Origin of the sequence: Erwinia sp. MMLR14_017, assembly GCF_033657285.1 — a bacterium.
Taxonomy (GTDB): Bacteria; Pseudomonadota; Gammaproteobacteria; order Enterobacterales; family Enterobacteriaceae; genus Erwinia.
Map to the genome: position 1 here is coordinate 79,873 of NZ_JAWVWP010000010.1, position 16,586 is coordinate 96,458.

The window sequence follows — 16,586 nt, forward strand, 5'->3', positions numbered from 1 at the left end:
TTATGCCAGGCATTTTCAAATTCACTTTTACCTTAGCCCACAGTTCAGGAATACAATCCTTTGTAAAAGGATAAACAGTGCCTGAAAAAACCTTCTATTACTCTTTTCTGGAATCAAAATGTTTAATAATAAGCTGAAGCATAATTTCCAATTATTACTATTTCCTTGTAATAGAATTTTGTGAGCAGAAAGTATTGATGGTAGACATTAAATCTCCTCGCTATTAAGTAAGAATATGAAAGAATATTCTCATTTGCTAATTAATGTTAAGATTAATCCTAGCGTGCGTTCAGATAATAGCAATGCTTGCATAACAAATTTTGTATTCTTTACGCTCTTTACTTTGCTTTATGCAATTCATTGATCTGAACGGGTGATGTGAAAGTATAAGCGTGCTAGTCATATTAGCAAAAATTATTCTGCCATTTCATCAAGCAGAGAGTGATCCTGATTCATCACTATTATCCTGCCTGAGCGCCGCGGAGTAATATCGTGCAATGATATGAACAAGTTCCTGCATCTCATCGATATCAGGGATAGCGGAGTGACCCAATCAAATCCCATGCAGCTTAGCCAGTAGCCACATCCTTTCCGAAGCGATATCGGGGTTATCAAGCAATCCCGCCTGGTCAGCAAGACGGAACAGTTCACAGTAATGCGTCAGGCTGCGCGCGCTCTGCATTCCCGCCAGCAGGGTAAAATGGCGCTGATGACCATTAAGCCAGGCGAGAAACACAATGCCCGCTTTGTAGTACTGCGTTGGCGCAGAGAAAATATGCCGCGCCAGCGGCAGGGTTGGAGTAAGGATCTGCTCATATGTCTGCCGATCGCCCTGTGCCAGCGCATGCAGCGCGCCAGAAGCCGCCGGGGCAATCGCATCAAGAATCCCCAACAGGGCATGCGAATAGCCCTGACTGTCACCGGCAATCAGTTCGGGGTAATTGAAGTCATCCCCCGTATACATTTTAACGGAGGCGGGAAGCTGGCGGCGCATCCCGATTTCACGATCTTTATCCAGCAAAGAAATCTTGATACCGTCGACTTTAGCCGTGTTGTTGCGTATCACTGACAGACAAATTTCCATTGCGTCGTGAACCTGTTCTCTCCCCCAATAACCCCGCAGCGCCGGATCAAACATGTCGCCAAGCCAGTGCAGGATCACCGGTTCACGGACCTGCTTCAGCACTGCGTCATAAACCTGAATATAATCTTCCGGGCCTTTAGCAATAGCAGCCAGCGCCCGGCTGGCCATCAGGATGATACGACCTCCGCAGGCTTCGATATCGGCAATCTGCTGTTCATAAGCGTTAATGACATCCTGCAACGTCAAGCCTGTGAAGTCGCTCAGATGATCGGTACCTGCGCCGCTGGCAATCATTACCTGGGGAAAATCTTTCGCCTGCGCCACACTTCTCTGGATCAGTTCCAGGCTGGTTGGCCAGTCCAGCCCCATGCCGCGCTGTGCGGTATCCATCGCTTCCGCCACGCCAAAACCCAGTGACATCAGGTGACGTCTGTACTCGAGCGTCGCATCCCAGTCGATTGCCCTGTCACGCGTGGGATTTTGCATAGCGACAGGATCCGCAACCACGTGTGCCGCCGCATAGACCTGTCGGTTGAATAGCGGCTTCTGGGGTACGCTCCAGTTTCGCTGCCCTTGCAGAATATAACTGTAGGGCTGACCTTTGCTGTCCAGTAAACGTACCTTATTGTTGATCGTCATTTTTCATTCCTCATGTTTAAGGCTTTAGCAACTGCCCAGGCGGCAGCGCTTCTGCTGCGCTACCTGAGATCAGCGGTTGTTTGCGTACGCCCAGTAATACAAAGCTGCTGCACAGGATCACGGCGGCGGCTACCAGCCAGACAGGCTGAAGCGTGTAGGTTTGCGCAAAGTAGCCTGCAACAATGGGGGAGATACCGCCTGCAGCCATCCCCGTATTCATAACAAATCCAATGGCGGAGCCACGCAGAGAGGCGGGAACCAGTTCGGCGGTAACAGACAACACAATGGGCGTAATGGGGTAGCCTAAAAAGCCGAGCAGCAGCACCAGCAAAATCACCAGCGTCACGGAGGAGGTGATAACCATCGCTGCCATCAAAAATCCGCTGGCAATCGTCACAGCCATCAGGATGTTGCGACGGCGGATGAAGTCACCTTTATCGCAGTAACGGCCAAGCAGAAATCCGCCCAGCGCGCCGGTCAGCCCCAGCAGGCTCGCTATGGTTCCGGCAGTGCCGATGGTCAGGTTTTTATCCTGCATCAGGTAACTCGGCGCCCACAGCAGCACAATCCACCAGCCCGCCAGCAAGACAAAGTAATAGGCGGCCATCATCATCACCGGCGCATGCCGGAACAACGTACGCAGCGGCACTTTCTCCGCGGCCTGACGGGCGATGAGATCGGCAGGCTTGCGATCGTTTTTGACCAGCGTAGCGTAGAGTATCGAGACCAGAATGCCCATCGCCCCGGCGACATAAAACACCACGCGCCAGCCAAGCACAGGGCCTAATACTGCCCCCATCCAGGTGCCAAGAAAGCCGCCTATCGGATAGCCCATCCAGTAGAGAGACATCACCGTGGTGCGCTGCTTTTCACTGGTGACGTTCGCCACTTCCAGCGAGGCAGCAGGCCAGAAGATGCCTTCGCCGATCCCGGTCATCACCCGATAAAAAATCAGGCTCGATAAGCTGCCTGCCACGCCAGTCATCAGCGTGGCGAGCGAAAACATCATTAGCCCCAGAATTAACACCGGCTTACCGCTGAGCTTGTCGGCGATGATGCCAGCAATGAACAGGAAAAGAATAAAGCCAAAAAAGAAGAAGGAGAGCAGGATGCCGCTTTCGCCTTTACCCAGACCAAACTCGGAGGCAATAAGGCCAATCGCCGACGACACCGTCATGCGATCAACCGAGTACATCATGTATCCCAGCCCGCACAGGACGGTAACCAGAATCATTTTTCGGGTATCTGTATTCATATTTTCCTCGACATCTCTGTTGACCGACGAAAACAGCTTGTAAGCTCTGTCAGATACAAATGAAGGTTAACCCTGTTCCTGATGGCGTAATTTGCAGGTCCTCAGCACTTCGTCAGGATCTTTAGTCCACCAGTTAAGACGGGAAAAAATTTCGACTTCATGAAAGCCCTGATATCCCAGCGCTTCAACCGCCATGCGGAAGCCGCGAATATCGATGACGCCATCGCCCATCATGCCGCGATCCTCCAGCAGATCCTGCGTCGGGTTAAGCCAGTCGCAAATATGAAAAGCCAGCAGACGTTTCTGCCCCGCGCGCCTGATTTCATGATGAAAGTCAGCATCCCACCAGGTGTGATAGAGGTCGACGGCGAGCCCCAACCCCTCTTCTCCCAGCACATCTATCAGGTCGTTAGCCTGTTTTAAGCTGTTGATGCAGGCCCGATCGGCGGCATACATCGGATGCAGCGGTTCAATCGCCAGCGGCATTCCTTGTGGTCTGGCATATTCCAGCAGAGCGTTCAGCCCGTCATGAACCTGCTGGCGCGCCCCGGCTAAATCTCTGGAACCAGCAGGTAATCCCCCTACCACCAGCACCAGACAGGCAGCGTTTAACGCCAGGGCTTCATCTACGGCACGATAATTGTCGGTGAGACTGGCGTGACGTTGCGCGGCAGTAGCAGCCGGAAACATACCGCCCCGGCAATATCCGCTGACGCTGAGCTGGTGAAGTTTTAACAACCGTGCCGTTTCTTTCAGCCCCAGTGCGGCGACCTGATCGCGCCAGGGAGAAATGCCGCGAATGTCGTGACGGGCACAGCCTTCAATAATCTGTCGGAGATCCCACTGCTGGCGAACCGTTGCCGTATTGAGAGAAAGTTTATGTGGGTCAGGTATCTGCATGACTTTATCCTCAACGCTCTAATGAAGGCACATCGACCCAGCGGCGCTCTTTCCAGCTTTTAAGCGCCAGATCAACCAGTTGCAAGCCTTTCGCCCCTTCCAGCAGGCCCCAGCGATAATCGCCTTCGCCCCAGACGTGGCGCAGAAACAGTTCCCACTGAACTTTGAAGGCGTTGTCATAAGTCTGGGTATCCGGCACTTCAGCCCAGTCGTTAAAAAAATCGTGCGTCTGCCGTACATCAGGATTCCACACCGGCTTCGGCGTATTAACGCTGGCCTGAGTGAAACAGTCGGTCAGCCCGGCCACCGCCGAGCCGTTTACACCATCAACCTGAAACGTCACCAAATCATCGCGGCGAACGCGAACGCACCAGGAGCTGTTGATTTGCACAATGGCTCCATTGTGCAGTTCAAAAGTGGCGTAAACGGCATCGTCTGCGGTCGCCTGATAAGGTTGATGTTGCTCATCCCAGCGCTCGGGGATATGCGTAGCGCCCAGACAGCTGAGACTTTTAATCTCGCCAAAGAGGTTGTCGATCACATAGCGCCAGTGGCAAATCATATCCAGGATAATGCCGCCGCCATCTTCGCTGCGGTAATTCCAGGAAGGGCGCTGCGTGGGTTGCAGGTTGCCCTCAAATACCCAGTAACCAAATTCGCCGCGTACGGATAACACCCTGCCAAAAAAGCCTGAATCGTTCAGCAGCTTGAGTTTTTGCAAACCGGGTAACCAGAGTTTGTCCTGTACCACACCATGGCAAACGCCTTTTTCCCGGGCGAAGTGGTAAAGATCCAGCGCATCATCCAGGCCCATGGCTACCGGTTTTTCGCTGTAAACGTGTTTACCTTTGCTGATGGCTTTTTTCAGCAGCGCCGGGCGTGCCTGAGTGGTCGCCGCATCAAAGAAAATGATGTCGTCAACATTGTTCAGCGCCTCCTCAAGATCGGTACCCCAGCGCGTGATGCCATACTCCCGCGCCAGAGCAGCTATCTTTTCAGCGCTCCGGCCAATTAAAATCGGGTCAGGCATTAAACGATCGCCGTTAGCCAGCAGCACCCCACCCTGTTCGCGGATTTGCACTATTGACCGAATCAGGTGCTGATTTTTCCCCATGCGCCCGGTTACGCCATGCATGATGATGCCAACTGGAATCTGAGCCATTCATTCACCTCAATGTTGAATATCGTTGTCAGCCACTTTGCGATCGGCACGATATAACGCCCCGAAGCAGTGGCAATCATCAGGCAACCAGGTTAATAGTGTTTCAACTAACCGGTTGAGAGTTTCACTATAGGAGCAAGAAAGCCTGGTGATGGTGATCAATTTCACATAACCAACTAGTTGGTTGAAAAAATCTCTTTGCCTGTTTTTCGAATGAATTAAGGCGTTATAATGCTGACAAGCGCAGCGAAAAACCGGGAGAGACGTTTGGCTAACAGGAGTATTAAAGATAAAAATGATTCCGCTGATAAACAGCAGCGAATTCTTGAGGCTGCCCGGGCGGAGTTTGCAGAGAAGGGTTTTGATGGTGCTCGTGTAGACAGCATCGCCAGGCGTGCCCAGGCGAATAAACAGCTCATTTATTACTACTTCACTAATAAAGATGTGCTCTTTACCAGGGTGCTGGAAGATGCTTACCGGCACATTCGTGAGCAGGAAGCGGCGCTGTCGCTTGACGAGTTCCCTGCTAATCAGGGGATCCTTAAGCTGGTGGAGTTCACCTGGAACTACTATCTGAAAAATCCGGAGTTCATTCGTCTGTTAAACAGCGAAAATCAGCTCAAGGCAAGGCATCTGAAAGATTCCCCCATCACCGTCACTATCAATCAAAGCTGGATAGGCATCACCAAAAGCCTGCTGGAACGTGGTGTCGCTGAAGGCAATATCAGGCCTGGCATTGATGTGATGCAGCTAAATATCAATATCTCTGCACTCGGTTTCTTTTACCTGATCAACCAGGCAACCCTGTCGATTCTGTATCAGAAAGACCTCAGCGAGAAAGCGGCGCTTGAAGAGCGTCTCCGTGTGATGAAGGAGTGTATTGCGGCATGGATAAAGCCATAATCGGCCCTGAAATCCACGTTCGCGTGGATTTTTTCTGCCCGCCCGCTTCTACCCCGTCATCGCAAAACCTGCCACTCGTATCAACTTTGTTTAGAGTGCATTTAATATATTAGTAACCTATTAAACTATAAGCGTCGTCATCAATTTTATGTTAGCTTACTGTTAATTAGCCGTGAAGCTAAAATAAATTCGAAACAATTCAAGCGCATTCACCCTCGCCACAGGTAAGGGTTTTACAGTATAAGCATTCAGGGGCATACCATGCATCACTCAGATGACCTGTCCGCAGGAAAGGCCCGGTTTTCACGTCGGCAGGTTTTAGTTGCTGGCGCGATTATCGTGGCTGGAGGATTGATGACCTCCGCACTCCCGCCTTTCGCATTGGCTGGTACGACCAACAGTTTCACGCCATTCATGCAGATCTCCCGTTTGCTGGTCAATCACCAGCTGGATGAAGCCGTCGGCCAGCGTATGTTGGCGCTGCTGGCATCTGAGGAAGCCGATCTGCTGGAGAAAATCAATCAGCTGCTGGCTATTGCCCGCACGGCTGACGCCACTATTGTTGAGGAGTTTTTCCCGGCAATCCCGGCAGGCAAGTTGCAGGATCTCGCCCACAAAATCATCTTCGGCTGGTACACAGGAAGCCTGGAACCCACACGCTCAGCGAAAACTTTCGCCTTCGAGCAGGCGTTAACCTGGCACACCACGCAGGATGCCATTGCCATCCCTTCCTATGGTTTTAGCGGGCCGAATAACTGGCAGCGCAGCAATAAACCGGTTCTTCCCCTGCCCCAATTCTGAAGATGATAACAACATAAAATGAAGACAACTCCTTCTCCCGTAGTGATTGTTGGTACTGGCGTGGTCGGCGTGGTGATCGCTGAGCAACTGCTTGATGCAGGTATCCCGGTACTGATGCTGGAAGCAGGCCCCCGCGTTTCACGTGCTGAAATCGTTGAAAATTACAGAAACCTGCCGCTGGCCGCCAAAGGCAATCCGATTGAGTGCTATCCGTCGCGCGAATGGGCGCCCCACCCGGAACCAGCGGGGCCGGGCAAAGGCTATCTGCAGCTCAGCGGAGCGGATTCTTACGCACAGAGTTATGTGCGCTATGCAGGCGGTTCGACCTGGCACTGGGCGGGAACCTGCTGGCGCCTCACGCCTGCTGATATGCAGCTGCACACGCGATACGGCGTCGGGCGGGACTGGGCATTTGATTACGCCACGCTGGAACCTTATTACGCGATGGCCGAATACAAACTCGGCATCTGTGGCCCAGACGATCCGGCCCTGCAGTGGCCTCCGCTGCGCTCTAAACCCTATCCCATGCCTGCCCTGCCTTTCGGGCCTGGAGAAGCCCGCTTTACGCAGGTGGTGAAAGAGAAGCTGGGGCTGAATAACATCCCAACCGCGCAGGCGCGTAACAGCGGCATGGCGTATGACGATCGCCCTGCCTGCTGCGCGAATAACAACTGCGTGCCGGTTTGCCCGGTCGGGGCGAAATATGATGCCTCCACGGCGCTGGCCCGTCTGGAAGCTAAAGGCGCCAGAATTATTGATAATGCGGTGGTCTGGAAAATTGAAACCAATGCCAGCAACCATATCGAAGCGGTGCACTACTACGACCAGCACAGGCAAAGCACGCGGGTGAACGGCAAGCTGTTTATCATCGCCTGCAACGGTCTGGAAACCCCCAAACTGCTGCTGATGTCCGCAGACTCGCGTAATCCACAGGGCATTGCCAACAGTTCAGATCAGGTGGGTCGCAATATGATGGATCATCCGCAAATCACCATGACCGTCACGCTGGAAGAGCCTTACTGGGCTGGCGTAGGCCCGGTAGTGAACAGCGGTATTATGGAGACCTCGCAGGGCGATTTCCGCTCTGAGCATGCAGGTGCCTATTTCCGCTTCAATAACTTTGCCCGCAACCGTTTCGTCACCTTTGACGCGCTGAAGAGTGGCCTGGTCGGCAAGGCGCTGGATGAAGAGATCCGTCGCAAAACCGCCTGCACTGCCGATATCGTGCTGGCGCATGAAATTCTGCCGGATGAGAATAACCGCCTGACGCTTTCAGATAAAAAAGACTGGCTGGGCCTGCCCAAACCCGCCATTCACTACGACGTCGGCAACTATGTACGCCGCTCGCTCAGCGTCTACTCCCTGCCGATTGCCCATCAGATTGCCGACGCCATGGGGGCGACTGAGAAGAAGTTCTCTAAACAGTTTAACCAGAGCAAACACATCATGGGCGGTACCCGGATGGGCAATGACGCAGCGACCTCAGTGGTGGATGATGTCTGTCGCGCGCACGATCACCCTAACCTGTTTTTACCGGGTGGAGGGGCGATGGTAAGCACCGCCTGCGGCAACAGCACGCTGACCATGGTGGCGCTGGCGTTTAAAGCTGCGGAAGCGATTGTGAAACAGGCCAGGGAGGTTTGAATATGAGGAGGTTGAAACTCACCGCGCTGGCGGCAATTCTCTCTTTAACCACTGGCGCAGCCTGGGCGGAAAATAGCGCATACGTACTTAAGAGCAGTGCGGATCAGACAAACAGTGGATCGTCTGATAATCAAGAGCTGGCAGAGAGTGGTGCACGCCTGCTTAAGAAAGGAGAATATCTGGCTGTCGCTTCAGACTGTACCGCCTGTCATACCGGCACAAAACCTTTTGCTGGTGGCAAAGCGATTGAATCACCCGTGGGCGAGATCGTCGCCACCAATATCACGCCGTCAAAAACCGCTGGTATTGGCAATTACACCGAGCAGCAATTTGCTGATGCGGTGCGTAAAGGCATACGGGGGGATGGCGCGCATCTCTATCCGGCCATGCCTTACACCGCTTACGCCACGCTGACCGATGAAGATATCCACGCTCTCTACAGCTATTTTATGTCGGGTGTCCCGCCGGTGGATGAGCCAACCCGGCAAACGCATCTGCCCTTCCCGCTTAACCTGCGGTTCTCAATGCTGTTCTGGAACGCCCTGTTCCTGAAATCACCAGGATATACGCCGGACAGCTCGCAGAGTGAGAGCTGGAACCGGGGACGATACCTGGTAGAAGGCGCGACTCATTGCAGCACCTGCCATACGCCGCGCGGTTTTCTGATGCAGGAGAAAGAGGAGGAAGCCTTTACCGGCGCCCAGGTCGGCCCCTGGTTTGCACCGAACATCACCCATAATAAAGTAAGCGGTATCGGCAGTTGGTCACAGCAGGATCTGGTGACCTATCTGCAAACGGGACGTCTGGCAGGCAAAGCGCAGGCAGCGGGGAGCATGGCAGAAGCGATTACCCACAGCTTCCAGTATCTCTTCCCGACGGATTTAACCGCCATTGCTGAGTATCTGGCTACCGTACCCGACGCTCAGGCTCCGGCAGCGGGTAAATCACGCTTCCAGCAGGGCACGGCAGCTAACAATCTGGTGGCGTTCCGGGGTGATGCCTTTAGTGCGCCGGTTAAAGATGAGGGAGCAAGGCTGTTTTCCGGCAACTGCGCTTCCTGCCACGGCAGCAGCGGTCAGGGTACGGAGGATGGTTTCTATCCCAGCCTGTTTAACAACAGCGCAACGGCTGGACGCAATCCTGCAAACCTGGTGGCCACCATCCTGTATGGCGTTGAGCGCGATACGGCCCAGGGCAACGTCTTTATGCCGCCGTTTGGCGAACAGCCCAACGCACTCAATCATCTGAACGACGATCAGGTAGCAACGTTATCAAACTGGATCCTGCACCACTATGGCAATGCGGAGGTCACGGTCAGCGCCAGCCAGGTCGCAGAAATCCGTCGCGGCGGTCCCGCTTCACCGCTGGTGATGATGGCCCAGGCTGGGGTTGCGGCGGGAGGCGTAGTGATTATTGCGCTGATCGTCTTATTCCTCTACCGCCGCAAACGCAGGAAAAACTTAAATACTCTTTGACCCTGTCGCCCTGGCTCCAGCCAGCGGCGGCGTTTTTTACTGGAAATAGCAATGAAGCATTTTACAAGACGCCGAGTGTTGAAGATGGCAGGACTGGCGGCACTCACCAGCGCTGCCGGCACGCTTCTGCCGCTGCCAGCGCTGAAGGCTGCACAGGCTGCGGCACCTGCACCTGCACTGGCTGAATTTATTCAGGTTTCACAAAAACTGACGCAGCAGGATGATTTGAACAGCGCGGTCGGTACGGCACTGTTTCATGCCCTGACCCTCACGCAGAAAAACTTCACCATGGCACTGACTCAGTTAAGCGCCCTGTTAACCAGCCAGCCTGCTCTTTTACAGCAGGAGCGCCTGGCTTTTGCTGAAAGTCAGGCGGCTGAGGAGAAGCTGGCGAAAATCATCCTGGGCGGCTGGTACAACGGTGTTGTGGGTAAGGGTAACGCTGCGCTTTATGTCACCTATGTCAATACGCTGGCCAGCCAGCTGGTGAAAGACAAACTGGTTCCACAAAGTTTCTCATACGGTAAATGCGGCAGCTGGGCGCAGCAGCCCTGATTGATTAAAGAGTAATGTTGAAATGAATAACAAGAATTCCGCCGATGTGGTGGTAATTGGCGCGGGCGTTAACGGCTCGCTGCTGGCAACACGTCTGGCAAAGGCGGGTAAATCCGTATTATTACTGGAATCGGGGCCTAAAATGGGTCGCGACGAGCTGGTAGAGCGTTACAGAAATTCCGCCTTCAAATCTGACTTTATGTCACCCTACCCATTTTCCCCGCTGGCGCCCCACCCGCGCTACACGCCGGAGCCAAACGACTATCTGCAGCAGAAAGGCCCGCACCCCTTCAATGCACAATATATTCGCATGTTTGGCGGCACCAGTTGGCACTGGGCGGCACAGCTGTGGCGCTTTGTACCCAATGATTTTCGGCAGCAGACGCAGTATGGCGTGGGTAAAGACTGGCCGATAGGTTATGAAGATCTGGAAGAGTTTTACTACCAGGCCGAGGTGATAGCTGGCGTAGGCGGGTCGCCCGATAGCGGTTCTCCGCGCAGTAAACCTTACCCGATGGAGCGCGTGCCTGCTTCCTGGTTGCAGCAGCGCGTAACCGCCCGTCTTCAGCCGGAGTTTACCGTGCTGGATGACAGCACGGGCCGCAACAGCCGCAGTTACGATGGACGTCCTGCCTGCTGCGGCAACAACAACTGCATGCCGGTTTGCCCCATTGATGCGCAATATCACGGTGGAATAGCGGCGCAGCAGGCAGAAATGAGCGGCGTGAAAATCATCACGGAGGCGGTGGTTTATCAGCTTGAGCATAACGAGCAGGGCAAGATTGTAGCGGCCAGTTATTATGACTGGAACAAGATCGCGCACCGCGTCACCGCAGAAACTTTTGTGCTGGCAGCCAATGCGATAGAAACGCCCAAACTGTTGTTGATGTCCACCAGCGATAAATTCCCGCAGGGCCTGGCCAATGCGCGTGACAACGTTGGCCGTAATCTTTGCGATCACCCGGCAACAGGCGTGACGTTCGACGTGGATGAAGAGATCTGGCCAGGGCGCGGCCCGGTCAGCCCCTGTTCTGTCGGACAGTTCCGCGACGGCGAGTTCCGCCGTGAACACGCTCCGTTCCGTATCGATATCTCCAACGCTTCGCAGGTCGCCTCTGTGACCAAAGAGCTGCTGGCTGAAGGCTGGTTTGGTAAAAAATTACAGGAGCAGATCCGCTTCCGTGCCTCGCGCCGCCTGAGTATCAAAAACGCGCTGGAGCAGTTACCCGATCCCAACAACCGCGTCACGCTCAGCACTAACAAGGACCCGCTGGGTCTGCCCACGCCCGCCCTGTTCTGGGACGTGGATGACTATGTGAAGAAAGGCACGATGAAAACCCGCGAATGCTATGACGCCATTGCCGCAAAACTGGGGGCGACCAATATTAAACACAGTAAAAGCGGCAAGTTCTCCAACCGTCAGCATATTACCGGAACGCTCTCGATGGGGCTTGACCCGGCCACCTCGGTGACCGACGTCTGGGGCCGCGCGCACGACCATGAAAATCTGTTTATGGTCGGCACCGGCGTAATGCCCACTGTGGGCACCTGTAACGTCACGCTGACAGCTATGGCGCTTGCGCTGCGTACTGCAGACCGAATTTTGCAGGAGACGCAACGTGGCTAATCTTCTGAAGACACTGCTGCCAGCCAGTATTCTGCTGCTGACGCTGGGCCAGCCGCAGGCGGCAGAACAATCTGATCTGATCAAACGTGGCGAATATCTGGCGATTGCCGGGGACTGTGGCGCCTGTCATACCGAAGAAGGCAAAGCGCCCTTCAGCGGCGGGCATGCCATTTCCAGCCCGATAGGCACGATTTTCAGCACCAATATCACGCCGTCGGACGTTGCCGGAATTGGTCATTACAGCGAAGCGCAGTTTGCTGAGGCGTTGAGAAAGGGTAAACGTGCGGACGGCAGCCAGCTCTATCCTGCCATGCCTTATACCGCTTACGGCAAAATCAACGACGAGGATATGGCGGCGCTGTACGCTTACTTTATGCATGGTGTTAAGCCGGTTGATACACAGCCGGAAAAAACGGCGCTGCCCTTCCCCTTTAACCTTCGCTTTAGCATGATGGCGTGGAACTGGCTGTATCTCGATAACAAGCCGTTTACGCCGGACTCCGCTAAAACGGCACAGTGGAATCGCGGTGCCTATCTGGTGGAGGGGCTGACGCACTGCAGCACCTGCCATACGCCACGCAGCTTCCTGATGGCCGAGCAGCAGCAAAAAAATCTTCAGGGCGCTTCACTGGGTACCTGGTTTGCGCCAGACATTACTGCCTCAACGCTTAAGGATCAGCACTGGACGCGCCAGATGCTGGCGGACTACCTTGCCACAGGCCATAGCGCAACGGGCGCGACGGCAGGCGGCCCGATGCTGGAAGCCATTGATAAAAGCTTCTCTCGCCTGTCACCGGCAGATCGTCTGGCCATGGCTACCTATCTTCTGCCAGAAGAGGGAAAGGATAATGTCCCGGCTGCCAGCGCAGATCTAACCCCGGTCACTGGCGACGATTTGCCCGAAACGTTATCAACACAGCCGGAAGGTGAGCGCATTTACCGCAATAACTGCGCGGCTTGCCACAATCTGCAGGGAGAAGGTTTACGGGGTCTACCGGCGCTGAAAAACCATCCGGTACTGAAAAAACCCACGGCGGATAATGTGGCTATGGCTGTTTTGCAGGGGGTATGGCCGGAGAAAGCGCAGTCGATGCCGGGCTTTGCCGCTGAGCTTAACGACGAGCAGATCGCCAGCGTCACCCGCTACGTGATGAAGGATATCGGTAACAGCAACGTCAGCATCACCGCTGAACGGGTGAAAGCGCTACGCCAGGGGGGCGAACCCTCGCCGTTATTAATGCTCGCCCGCGTTGGCATGGCAGGCGGCGTTATTCTGGCGATCCTCGCTCTGATTTACTGGGGATGGCGTCGCAGAGGTTAACCGCTGCTCCTCCGCTTCTTTTTTGAAGCGGAGGAGACTGTTTAAAGCTTAAGAATACGCTTCGCATTTTCCCAGGCTACCGCTTCCCTTTCCCGATCTGAGATCTGCGCTTTATGCAGCCACTTCACCGCAATTGCCGTGCTCTCAAACGGATAGTCGACAGAGAACATGACGTTTTCACTGCCCATTGAATCCAGTGCGCAACGTAAGGCGGCATCGTTACAGACGCCTGAGGTGGTAATAGTGATATTCTTTTTGGCATACCATGAGGGCGGATGTTGGATCTCAAACTTTTGATTAGCGATCTGGTAACGGCTGTCCAGACGCCAGAGCTGGATCGGTAAAGTTTCCCCCATATGTCCCAGTATTACCCGCGCGCCGGGATAACGATCGAAGGTGCCGCTGAAAATCAGTCTTAATGCGTGCGAACAGGTTTCCACCGCCCAGCTCCATACTGGTCCCCACATTTCAGGATGCCCGGCATACATATGAGGCTGATCTGCAGGGTTGCCGGGATGGATATAAATGGGCACGCCTAAAGCTTCTACGCGTTCCCAGAAGATGTCATAGCGACGGTCGTCCAGATAGAGGCCATCCGTTTCGCCGTTGATCATGCCGCCCTGCATTTTCAGATCCCTGATGCAGCGCTCCAGCTCGGCGGCAGCAGCCTGAGGGTCCTGCATGGCAAGATGCGCAAACCCACCGTAGCGGGTTGGATTCTTCTGCATTTCCGTGGCTAACCTGTCATTCGCGTAGCGGGCCAGGCGTACCGCCTTTTGCCGATCGGGTTCGATTTGCACCCCAGGCCCTGATAAGGAGAGCACAGCAAAGTCCACGCCGTTTTTATCCATGATCTCCAGTCTGCCGCGACCGAAATCTGACAGTGGCGTCACCACTTTATCCACCAGCCCATTTCTGAGGTTCTGCTGCGTTTCATGCAGGTAACCAACAAATTCCGGCAGCATAAAATGCTCTTCCAGAGCGACGATCCGCGCTGGCGCTTTGCCGGTTGAGACGGGACTTAAGGCTTCAGCCGCAGAAGCGAAGCTGCTGGTGCCGGCAAGTAAACCGCTGCCTGCGACCACGGCGGTGGCATTCTTTAAAAATTCACGACGGTTGGCCATATCACTCTCCGGGAAATATTAAGGAAACGAATATCGTTTCCAAAACAGCATATCTTCCGTATGCAATAAAAGCGCTGGCCTTACTGTTTTAAATTGTAATTGGCGGAAAGGAGATGTGTTTTTAATGCGGCTTTGCCAGCATCAACGGGCTGAAATCATTCAGGACGCGGCTAATGGTGGGCTGAGGGTCAAAAGCAGGTACGGGCGGAATTAGCCCAAGTGAAATATCGCGCAGCAAGGGGGTAATGATCAAAGCCTGAAGATAGTGGGCAGAATCGGCGGGCCAGAGAGGGTGCATCAGGCCAGACGCTTTTACCTGATTCAGCCACTTATCCAGCAAGCGGGCAGCGTTATCGAAACCATTTTCGCGATAAAGCTTCAGATACTCCGACTTTTTGCTGAGATCGCTCTGCAGAAACTGGTAGATCACCACGGATTCCAGCGACAGTACGCGAGCCGCCAGCGTGGTGAAAAACGTATTCAGGGAGGCTAATACCTGCTGAGAGGAGGTCGGTGCGGGAGGCTGAGGGACCTCCGTGGTGGAGGTCCATCTGGCAATCATGCTTTCAATAATCGCTTCTTTATTGCTGAAAAACCGGTAAATGGTTTTTTTTGCCAGCGCCGCTCGTCGGGCAACCTCATCAATGGTCAGAAAGGAGATATCCTGCTCAACGATGATGAGGAAAGCGGCGTTAAGCACTTTTTCGCGGACCTCTTCCTCAGCAGCAGCGGGCCTGCCTCGCGCGTTTTTTTCTGCCATGTTGCGGTTACCTTAAGCCAGTTTGCGGTAATTTAGTCACTCCCCTGCGGCATGTAAAGGTATAACAGAGAAGAACTTGCCCCGTCTGGTCTTGTCAGCACGGGGAAAGATTACAGGCAGGTAGCCTTTAAGGTTTTACTGCGCTTTCTCAGGAATACGCGCAATCACCTTAATTTCAAAATCAAAACCGGCCAGCCAGTTCACGCCTACAGCGGTCCAGCTTGGATAGGGAGCCTGAGGAAACATCTCCTGCTTGACGGCCATGATAGTGGGAAACTGGTTTTCGGGATCGGTATGAAAGGTTGTGACATCGATTAAATCATCAAGGGTGCAGCCAGCGGCAATCAGCGTGGCTTTCAGGTTATCAAAAGCCAATCTTACCTGGGCCTCAAATTCAGGTTCCGGGGTACCCTCTTCAAGGCTGCCAACCTGCCCGGAGACAAACAGCAGATCGCCGGAGCGAATCGCCGCAGAGTAACCGAATTTCTGGTACAAATGCTGACGTTTAGCGGGGAAAATGGGTTCACGTGCGATCATGGTAACCTCTCATATTTATAGTGGGTACGAAGTGCATAAAGCGCCTGCTTGCTTTAACATACGCTGCGTATATAAAATTAAACACAGATACGCCTCGTATGTCAATTAATATACGAAGCGTATGCGAAAGGAGAAACTATGGCAGCCAGACGCCGTGCAGAAACAATGGAACAGAACCGCGAAAAATTGATTGCCGCTGCGCGTAAGGCCTTCGCGGAAAACGGCTTTGCCGCAGCCTCTATGGATGAACTGACTGCGCAGGTTGGGCTGACCCGGGGTGCGCTTTATCATAACTTTGGCGATAAGCGGGGTTTGCTGGCAGCCGTCGTGGCGCAGCTGGATGGCGAAATGGCCCGGCGGGCGAAAGAGATTGCAGGTGCGGCTGAGGATGGCTGGAACCAGTTGCTGGCGGAAGGCAGCGCCTATATAGAGATGGCGCTCGACCCGGAAATTCAGCGCATTGTGCTGCTGGATGGCCCCGCCTTTCTGGGTGACCCTTCGCACTGGCCCAGCCAGAACGCCTGTCTTGATGCAACACGCAATGCGGTAAGCGAGTTGGTTAAAGATCGGGTTCTGAAACCCGTGGATATTGAGGCAGCTGCACGCCTGCTTAACGGCGCGGCGCTGAATGCCGCCCTGTGGGTGGCCGCCAGCGAAGATCCTCAGGCAACATTACCGAAAGCGATTGAGGCTTTCAGCCTGATGGCGGAAGGGCTACGCCAGTAACCTGCAAAAGGTTGCGCAGCAGAGAAAGGAATTGGTGGAAAATCATCACCAAAGCTGATGCTTCACGTTATAT

15 protein-coding genes are annotated in these 16,586 nt (G+C 54.0%); 8 read left to right on the plus strand and 7 right to left on the minus strand.

Annotated features, from left to right (window positions below; translation table 11 throughout):
• Window positions 1-553: 553 nt before the first annotated feature.
• The 4 genes from SD961_RS16310 to SD961_RS16325 all read right to left on the minus strand — a co-directional run bounded on the left by SD961_RS16310 (window position 554) and on the right by SD961_RS16325 (window position 5,040).
• The gene (locus tag SD961_RS16310; protein ID WP_318791397.1) at window positions 554-1,723 is read right to left on the minus strand and encodes a dihydrodipicolinate synthase family protein; all 1,170 of its coding nucleotides are present in this window, start codon (window positions 1,721-1,723) and stop codon (window positions 554-556) included.
• Window positions 1,724-1,739: 16 nt separating this feature from the next.
• A complete protein-coding gene (locus tag SD961_RS16315; protein WP_318791398.1) occupies window positions 1,740-2,978 on the minus strand; it encodes an MFS transporter in 1,239 nt (412 codons plus the stop codon).
• A 66-nt stretch (window positions 2,979-3,044) separates the two neighbouring features.
• Window positions 3,045-3,878: a sugar phosphate isomerase/epimerase family protein gene (locus SD961_RS16320; RefSeq protein WP_318791399.1), complete on the minus strand. Its 834-nt coding sequence runs from the start codon at window positions 3,876-3,878 to the stop codon at window positions 3,045-3,047.
• 10 nt (window positions 3,879-3,888) lie between these two features.
• The gene (locus SD961_RS16325; protein WP_318791400.1) at window positions 3,889-5,040 is read right to left on the minus strand and encodes a Gfo/Idh/MocA family oxidoreductase; all 1,152 of its coding nucleotides are present in this window, start codon (window positions 5,038-5,040) and stop codon (window positions 3,889-3,891) included.
• A 267-nt stretch (window positions 5,041-5,307) separates the two neighbouring features.
• Here SD961_RS16325 and SD961_RS16330 point away from each other — a divergent pair, with 267 nt between their 5' ends.
• The 7 genes from SD961_RS16330 (at window position 5,308) to SD961_RS16360 (ending at window position 13,366) form a co-directional block, all read left to right on the plus strand.
• Entirely contained in the window at window positions 5,308-5,943 is a 636-nt protein-coding gene (locus SD961_RS16330) for a TetR/AcrR family transcriptional regulator (protein WP_318791401.1), read from the plus strand.
• Window positions 5,944-6,204: 261 nt separating this feature from the next.
• Window positions 6,205-6,744: a sugar dehydrogenase complex small subunit gene (locus SD961_RS16335; protein WP_318791402.1), complete on the plus strand. Its 540-nt coding sequence runs from the start codon at window positions 6,205-6,207 to the stop codon at window positions 6,742-6,744.
• 18 nt (window positions 6,745-6,762) lie between these two features.
• Window positions 6,763-8,388: a GMC family oxidoreductase gene (locus tag SD961_RS16340; RefSeq protein WP_318791403.1), complete on the plus strand. Its 1,626-nt coding sequence runs from the start codon at window positions 6,763-6,765 to the stop codon at window positions 8,386-8,388.
• A gap of 2 nt (window positions 8,389-8,390) precedes the next feature.
• Window positions 8,391-9,863 carry a cytochrome c gene (locus tag SD961_RS16345; protein ID WP_318791404.1) on the plus strand — a complete coding sequence of 491 codons (1,473 nt, stop codon included), beginning with the start codon at window positions 8,391-8,393 and terminating at the stop codon, window positions 9,861-9,863.
• Between the two features lie 75 nt (window positions 9,864-9,938).
• The gene (locus SD961_RS16350; RefSeq protein WP_318791405.1) at window positions 9,939-10,418 is read left to right on the plus strand and encodes a sugar dehydrogenase complex small subunit; all 480 of its coding nucleotides are present in this window, start codon (window positions 9,939-9,941) and stop codon (window positions 10,416-10,418) included.
• 22 nt (window positions 10,419-10,440) lie between these two features.
• Entirely contained in the window at window positions 10,441-12,045 is a 1,605-nt protein-coding gene (locus tag SD961_RS16355; RefSeq protein ID WP_318791406.1) for a GMC family oxidoreductase, read from the plus strand.
• Complete coding sequence (locus SD961_RS16360) at window positions 12,038-13,366, plus strand: cytochrome c (RefSeq protein ID WP_318791407.1); 1,329 nt, start codon at window positions 12,038-12,040, stop codon at window positions 13,364-13,366. Before SD961_RS16355 ends, SD961_RS16360 begins: the two co-directional genes overlap by 8 nt.
• 41 nt (window positions 13,367-13,407) lie before the next feature.
• Here SD961_RS16360 and SD961_RS16365 read toward each other — a convergent pair whose 3' ends face one another.
• The 3 genes from SD961_RS16365 to SD961_RS16375 form a co-directional block, all read right to left on the minus strand.
• Complete coding sequence (locus SD961_RS16365; RefSeq protein WP_318791408.1) at window positions 13,408-14,490, minus strand: amidohydrolase family protein; 1,083 nt, start codon at window positions 14,488-14,490, stop codon at window positions 13,408-13,410.
• Between the two features lie 121 nt (window positions 14,491-14,611).
• Window positions 14,612-15,250, minus strand: a complete 639-nt coding sequence (locus tag SD961_RS16370; protein ID WP_318791409.1) for a TetR/AcrR family transcriptional regulator — start codon at window positions 15,248-15,250, stop codon at window positions 14,612-14,614.
• Between the two features lie 135 nt (window positions 15,251-15,385).
• Window positions 15,386-15,787 carry a RidA family protein gene (locus tag SD961_RS16375; RefSeq protein ID WP_318791410.1) on the minus strand — a complete coding sequence of 134 codons (402 nt, stop codon included), beginning with the start codon at window positions 15,785-15,787 and terminating at the stop codon, window positions 15,386-15,388.
• A 138-nt stretch (window positions 15,788-15,925) separates the two neighbouring features.
• On the opposite strand from SD961_RS16375, the gene SD961_RS16380 reads away from it, so the two are divergent.
• Window positions 15,926-16,513 (plus strand): TetR/AcrR family transcriptional regulator, encoded by a 588-nt coding sequence (locus SD961_RS16380; protein ID WP_318791411.1) that lies wholly within the window; start codon window positions 15,926-15,928, stop codon window positions 16,511-16,513.
• The last annotated feature ends 73 nt before the right edge of the window (window positions 16,514-16,586 follow it).